7 protein-coding genes are annotated in these 6,362 nt (G+C 49.8%); 1 reads left to right on the top strand and 6 read right to left on the bottom strand.

Annotated features, from left to right (window positions below; genetic code table 11):
- Nucleotides 1–513: 513 nt before the first annotated feature.
- Nucleotides 514–657 carry a DUF6783 domain-containing protein gene (locus tag NFS31_RS28415; protein WP_416389496.1) on the top strand — a complete coding sequence of 48 codons (144 nt, stop codon included), beginning with the start codon at nt 514–516 and terminating at the stop codon, nt 655–657.
- On the opposite strand, the gene NFS31_RS22720 is transcribed toward NFS31_RS28415, so the two are convergent.
- The 6 genes from NFS31_RS22720 to NFS31_RS22695 all read right to left on the bottom strand — a co-directional run bounded on the left by NFS31_RS22720 (nt 654) and on the right by NFS31_RS22695 (nt 6,031).
- On the bottom strand, nt 654–902 hold the full coding sequence (locus tag NFS31_RS22720; RefSeq protein WP_251500358.1) for a hypothetical protein: 249 nt from the start codon (nt 900–902) through the stop codon (nt 654–656). The two genes, NFS31_RS28415 and NFS31_RS22720, sit on opposite strands and share 4 nt — an antisense overlap.
- A gap of 121 nt (nt 903–1,023) precedes the next feature.
- A complete protein-coding gene (locus NFS31_RS22715; protein WP_251500355.1) occupies nt 1,024–2,178 on the bottom strand; it encodes a DUF4317 domain-containing protein in 1,155 nt (384 codons plus the stop codon).
- Nucleotides 2,179–2,634: 456 nt separating this feature from the next.
- The gene (gene spoIVB / locus NFS31_RS22710) at nt 2,635–3,912 is read right to left on the bottom strand and encodes a SpoIVB peptidase (RefSeq protein ID WP_251500351.1); all 1,278 of its coding nucleotides are present in this window, start codon (nt 3,910–3,912) and stop codon (nt 2,635–2,637) included.
- A 186-nt stretch (nt 3,913–4,098) separates the two neighbouring features.
- Nucleotides 4,099–4,215 (bottom strand): OadG-related small transporter subunit, encoded by a 117-nt coding sequence (locus NFS31_RS22705; RefSeq protein ID WP_331482830.1) that lies wholly within the window; start codon nt 4,213–4,215, stop codon nt 4,099–4,101.
- 12 nt (nt 4,216–4,227) lie between these two features.
- Nucleotides 4,228–5,364: a sodium ion-translocating decarboxylase subunit beta gene (locus NFS31_RS22700; protein WP_251500348.1), complete on the bottom strand. Its 1,137-nt coding sequence runs from the start codon at nt 5,362–5,364 to the stop codon at nt 4,228–4,230.
- A 277-nt stretch (nt 5,365–5,641) separates the two neighbouring features.
- Complete coding sequence (locus NFS31_RS22695; protein WP_251500344.1) at nt 5,642–6,031, bottom strand: Asp23/Gls24 family envelope stress response protein; 390 nt, start codon at nt 6,029–6,031, stop codon at nt 5,642–5,644.
- Nucleotides 6,032–6,362 lie beyond the last annotated feature (331 nt).

The raw sequence follows: 6,362 nt of genomic DNA, 5'->3' as shown, positions 1-6,362 counted from the left end.
CAATAAGCAGGCAAAAATATATGAGGCTCTCGGAGTGAAGGTACCAACCTCGTCATGTTAACTCCGAGAATCCAGGAAGCATACCTTATAACGATGGGCTCCACAAGCTGCTCAATGACTATCGTTCTCTGATCATTCCCATCATAAACAAGAGCTTCGGAACATTATTCTGGGCAGAAAAAATCGTCTTTTCCCCAAGCGAACACTTCCTGAACCGCCAGAACGGCAATGAGGACGAACGGATTACGAATACCATTTTAAATATATGGAAAGGAAACCAGTAAAGGAAGGAGATCGGTTATGGGCGGAAAAATTTTGGTATATGAAGCATAGGCTATAAAAAAGAAGGTATAAAGGAAGGCATTAAACAGGGCATCGAAGGAACGTTTTCCACAATTAAAGAATTTAGGCATCCAGCCACAGAACATCCTAGATCATCTCAACATGGAATCTTCCAAAAAATATATGTAAAAATCATGTGCCAATCCTGTATCTGATCCGCAGGACCGACACATGATTTTAAGATTCAGACAAAAATATAGCACAAAGTGCAACGTGCAGATGGCGGAAATAGTTTTCAAATACACTCTAAAGCTTAGAAACTGTACAGAAAAATCCCGCGCAGCCCGCACAAGTTATTTCTGCACAATTCCTTAGAAACCTATTCCCGGAAGATAATCAACCCCTACTGAAACAACTGTCCATACCAGCAGCGCTGTAATTGCTACAAATACTGCAATACAAAGCTTCCCCTGCTTTCGCATATTCCTGACAACGGTATCACGATCCTGCCCTGGTTTTAATTTGACTTTATCAGCCGGGGTAATTAACATGCTAACGCCCATTATTAATATAGAAATAAGCGCCACACCGACAGAACCATACATGACAATATAGTACATTCTTTCTATCCTCCATCCTTATTCTCTGCCAAACCATTTCGGCGCGATCAGGTATAATACGGCATTAAAAGGCCGCATATTGCAAGCAGAACCGGCACATCATTCTAAGATTCCGATCGCATTATATCCGCTCCCCCGCTCCGTCCGTCATCAGCCGTACAGACTGGCCGTTGACCTCCACCGCCTCTTCAGCGGGTATCAAAATATACTTTCTCCCGTCGATGATTCTGGTTTCCAGAAGGTAGCTGTCCTCCGGGGCGACGCTGATCGATGCCTGGGCGGTTTTAAGCTCAAATTTTCCTGTATCAATCAGGTTAGCGGGATTGAGAGCCGCGCCCGCCCCAAACTGTTCCCCGCAGCTTTCCTGAAAGACGTTTATCCGCTCCTCCGGAATATCGCAGTCCCGTAAGATATTGCCGATATCGTCAACGGCCAGGGTAAGAGGCTCGGGATCCTTACTCTCCTTATGACGCGCGATCTGATCCGTCAGCCGCTCCTGGATCGCCTGCACAACCTCTACGCTGTATGTATCCTCAAGCGCGCCGGCCAGCGCGCCCTCAAACGCCTCCCGCTGCTCAGCGGCGGACATGGGCGGGTCGGTGTGAAATACGGCGTCGATAAATTCCTGATGGATCTCGTTTGGCTTGCGGGAATAAAACAGGGCGTTATGGATGTTCGCCGCCCGATCGTCAAAGGCAGGGAACAGAAAGCCCATCTCCGGCGCGGACACCACCTGCCCTGTGGTGTAATGGAACTCATTATCCCCCGGAAAATAGCCGAGCTCCGGCTTGCCGGGCTTCACCGGGCAGACGCAGCAGAGAATATAGGAAAATACCTCCTCTGAAGCGTCGGAGACAAGCGCGTCATCCCTCCCGCGGCGGGGAACGTCGTAGGCGTCGCAGGCCAGCAGGAGCAGATAGCTGCTGTCGCCCATATCCAGGCTGTTTACCACATTCTGATAAAAGGTATTGCGCGCCTCCCCGTCCTTTAAGGCGCTTTGGCGAAGCGCACAGAGAAGACGGTGCTCGTCGCCCTCCATCACCTGTTTCGTCGAAAACGCGATGTCAATCAGATTCTTTCCCAGCCTTCCGGACAGGGCTTTTTTCAAAAGGCCAAGATACTTTTCCGCCTCCTCCTGGGACATCGCCCCCAGGGACTCGTCCAGGTTGGAGACGATTTCCTTACTGCCGTTTACAAAGCAGCCATAGATACGGCTGACAGCGTTTTTCTCATAGCCCCACCGGCGGCGCAGCTCGCTTATTTCTTTTTGATTCATATAAAAACCTCGCTGATTCTGTAGAGTCGCGCTTTTCGGATCTGCATCCATATCCGGAAGGCGCGGTATTCTCTATTGTAGCTGATAGCAGCGGAAAATGCAATGCATACAAAAGAAAACGCCTCTCCAGCAGCGAGAGGCATCTTCTTTATTTTTAGGGAGGAGAGCTGAATAAAATCAGCTCAGTATTATGAAAAAAATCTTATAAGCATTGTTTGGTTGCTATGGTTAAAGTATAGAATGAAATCATGAAGAAATCGTGATGGTTATGTAAACGGTGTTTTAAAAAATTATGAATGGAATGTGAACATCTACATCAGCAGCGCGTTCCATAATGGCTATGCCGCTTTCATCATACCCGGTAATTGCCTCAGCCGCCGCATAATCCACAGCAAAAAGGAAGACATATGTGAGTATGCTCCCAATGCCTTCCTTTTCACTATCTCCTGCTCACTCTCAATGCTCCAGCATATTTTCAATAAATATCCCATACCCTCTGGTCGAGTCCTGGATGAATACATGTGTCACAGCCCCGATCAGCTTCCCATCCTGGATGATCGGCGAGCCGGACATGCCCTGTACGATCCCTCCGGTCAGGGCGAGCAGCTCCGGGTCTGTGACTTTTATAATCATATCCTTACTCTTGCGCGCGGTTGAATAGTCCACCTTCTGGATCTCGATCCGGTAATCCTTTACCTCCCCGGACACGCTGCTGCGGATATAGGCCGCTCCTTTTTTTACATCCTGCCTGTAGCCCACCGGGACCGCGTCGCTTTTGATGCGGTTGCGGAGCTTGTCGTTTACGACGCCGAAGATGCCCTCGTTTGTGTTTGCCTCTATGCTTCCCAGGCGGGACTGGCTGCCGTAATAGATCACGCCGGACATGACGCCGGGCTTTCCGAAGGTTCCCTTGTCGATCCCCATGATCTCTGTGTCGTAGACATCGCCGCCGGAGGACTGCACCAAAAGCCCTGTATCGCTGTCGCTGATTCCGTGTCCCAGGGCCCCGAAGTCTCCGTTGGTGCACAGGTACGTCATGGTCCCGATGCCCTGCGTGTCGTCCCGGATCCACAGGCCGAGCTTATAATCGCCGTCTGCGGTCTGCACCGGCGTCATTTCGACCTTCATCTCTTCCCCGTCGCGGCGGACGTTTAACGTCAGCGGGCGGCTCCCCGCATCGTTGACCGCGTCAATCATATCCCTCTTGTCAAAGGCAGGAATCCCGTTTATGGCCTCAATGTAGTCGCCAGATTTAAGTACCCCGTCCGCCGGTTCCACCGTATCCCCGGCGGTGGTGGTCACCTCGCCGGTTCCGATCACCATCAGCCCGTCTGATTTCATATAAATTCCAATGGGCACGCCGCACGGAATGGCATATTTTGTGTCTGAGACGGCAACTTCAATCTCCTTTAAATTCAGCACGCCGAACAGCTTCAGATTTAAGCGGTAGGTTCCCTCATTTTCCGAGTAAAGAGAGAACGGCTCATTTAACTGAAGATGAATTTCGTCTGACGGGATATTGGAACCATTGTTCAGAAGAACTTCCTTGCTCTCACTGTGCAGCGACACCTTCACAGGAAGCGAAAAATGAAAGTTTTCCTCCTGATCCACCACCACATTCAGCCGATCCGGAACCGCCCGGTACACAAAGAAACAGGACAGTCCTCCGGCCGCCACAAGACCGCTCCAAAAAAGCGCCGCAAAAAATCGTATAAACCTTCTTTTTCCGCTCACCTTTCCTTCCTCCTTACACAATTGTTGCCTTCTTTTTTAATTCCATTCAGCAATCTTAGTATGTGACGTAAAGGAGGAAATCAACCGATCATTTTCTTACTGGACTTTCCTTTTTTTGTAACTGAAATGTAACCATTCAGGCTGTCTGAACGGCTGTATCGAAACGCTGGCCCGCGGCGCCAAACCTTATTTCAGCTTCCCAAGTATCATCACAACTGCCGTGATGATCAGAACCACCACAAAGATTCCGCCCATTCCCTTTCCCATAATTTCCAGAGAAACCAAAAAATTATTCCACATCATCAGACCTCCCGCTTACAGATACTGGCTGACCAGCTTGATAACCAGCCCGCCGGCGATGACGGACGCAATCTGTCCTGACACATTTGCGCCTACCGCGTGCATCAAAATAATATTTCCCTTTTCCTCCTCAGAGGCAAGCTTCTGGACAACCCTGGAGGACATCGGAAAGGCCGAGATCCCGGCCGCGCCGATCATGGGGTTGATTTTTTCTCTTAAAAACAGGTTCATCAGCTTTGCAAACAGCACGCCGCCTATGGTGTCAAAGATAAATGCCACCAGGCCGATTGCCATAATGGCCAGGGTATCGACGCGCACAAAGTCGTCTGCGCGCATGCTGAAGGAAATGGTGATTCCCAGCAGAAGCGTGATTAAGTTGGTCAGCTCGTTCTGGGCCGTGTTTGAAAGCGTCTGCAGGACGCCGCATTCCCGGATCAGGTTTCCGAACATCAGGAAGCCGACCAGAGCCACGGACGCCGGCGAGATCATCCCCACGATGACGGTTACAATAATCGGGAAGAGAATCTTTGTCGTCTTTGACACCGCCTTCGGGCTGTAGGCCATATGGATTTTCCTCTCCTTCTTTGTCGTAACCAGCTTTATGGCGACTGGCTGGATGATCGGCACCAGGGCCATGTAGGAATAGGCGGCTACCGCAATGGCGCCCACATAATTGGAGTGCATAATCTGGGAAACCAGGATCGACGTCGGCCCGTCGGCCGCTCCGATGATGCCGATGGATGCGGCGTCCTTTAAATCAAATCCCAGCAGCGAGGCCAGGCTGATGGCAAAAAAGATTCCAAACTGCGCGGCCGCGCCGAACAGGAACATGATCGGCTGCGACAGAAGGGGCCCAAAGTCAATCATGGCCCCGATTCCGATAAACAACAGAATCGGCAGCGCTTCCGAAGCCTCGATGGTCGTCTCAAACAGCCACTGAATCACGCCGTGCATCTCGCCGATTCCCGGCATCATCTGATCAATGACGCCGGATAAGGGCAGGTTTACCAAAATCGCGCCAAAGCCCATGGGGAGCAGGAGCGCCGGCTCATACTCTTTTTTCACAGCCAGCCAGATAAGCGCCGCGCCTACCGCATACATAATAAGCTGCGCCCATGTGACTGACATAATTCCTTCCAATAAATAATCCATGCTCATTCCTCCTTTACCGTTTGTTTCGTACCGTTTATTTCGTACCGCTTGTTAATAAGAGTATTGCTGTTTCCGGCCTGTATTATGCCCCGGCTTTTTCGGAGCCGAAAAAAAGAGACTTCCAGCATATTTACATATGCTAAAAGTCTCATTCCTCTACAATATCATACAGGCATGTAACCATGGGCGCACAGCCCAGGGTATGTTGATTACATGTTGCAACTACTCCCTTTTAACAGGTTCATATTACCATAAGTTTCCAGACGCGTCAAGGTCTTTATCTGGTTTCCTCCATGCTGACGCCCGCGATCTTGATATTGACCTCCAAAACTGACAGTCCGGTCATGTTCTCAATCGCGCTTTTCACCCTGTCCTGAACCTTCTCTCCGACTTCGGGAATGCTGTAGCCGTACTTCATATTCAGCGACAGCTCCACGCTGACCGTCGCTTCCGTCACAGCCACCTTCACGCCCTTGCTTAAGTTCTTCATGCCCAGCTTTCCCACCAGCTCATTGGTAATATTGCCGGCCATGGAATCAACTCCGTCCACCTCGGTCGCCGCCAGCCCTGCGATAATCGCGACCACTTCGTCCGCGATCTGCACTTCCCCGACACCGGCTTTTTCACTTGCTTTACGTGTATTTCTGTCGTCCGCTTCTTTTGGCACTGCTCTTACCTCCTGTCTCCTTCGCTGAATCCATTATATCAGAAAGGACATGGTTTGCAAAGAAGTTTTCCCGGGTTCGGCTTATTTTATGTATCGATGGGGATGTTTGTAGCTAATGTCTTTTTTAGCGGTGAAGTAAATGCGGGTTATGGTTAATGTGAAAGGGCCGCCAGCAAAATTTACCGCCGGGTGAAACTGAAGCATATCAAAACGGAAATCAAAATTTTCATATAGGGCATAAATATAGTATATTTTCTCATAATTTTGCAAGCATGATAAAAACTGGAAAAATTGCATACTTATAACAGAAATGGAGTCCGTCAGGATCTCA

It is taken from the genome of Otoolea muris (assembly GCF_943193115.1).
GTDB classification, from domain to species: Bacteria; Bacillota; Clostridia; order Lachnospirales; family Lachnospiraceae; genus Otoolea; species Otoolea muris.
This window is presented reverse-complemented; position numbering and strand designations above follow the sequence as displayed.

Bases quoted from the DNA above. Each gene is read 5' to 3' on its own strand.
- NFS31_RS22720 (WP_251500358.1), bottom strand. From the start codon at position 902: ATGTACTATATTGTCATGTATGGTTCTGTCGGTGTGGCGCTTATTTCT.
- NFS31_RS22705 (WP_331482830.1), bottom strand. From the start codon at position 4,215: ATGATGTGGAATAATTTTTTGGTTTCTCTGGAAATTATGGGAAAGGGA.
- NFS31_RS28415 (WP_416389496.1), top strand. From the start codon at position 514: ATGATTTTAAGATTCAGACAAAAATATAGCACAAAGTGCAACGTGCAG.
- NFS31_RS22715 (WP_251500355.1), bottom strand. From the start codon at position 2,178: ATGAATCAAAAAGAAATAAGCGAGCTGCGCCGCCGGTGGGGCTATGAG.
- NFS31_RS22700 (WP_251500348.1), bottom strand. From the start codon at position 5,364: ATGGATTATTTATTGGAAGGAATTATGTCAGTCACATGGGCGCAGCTT.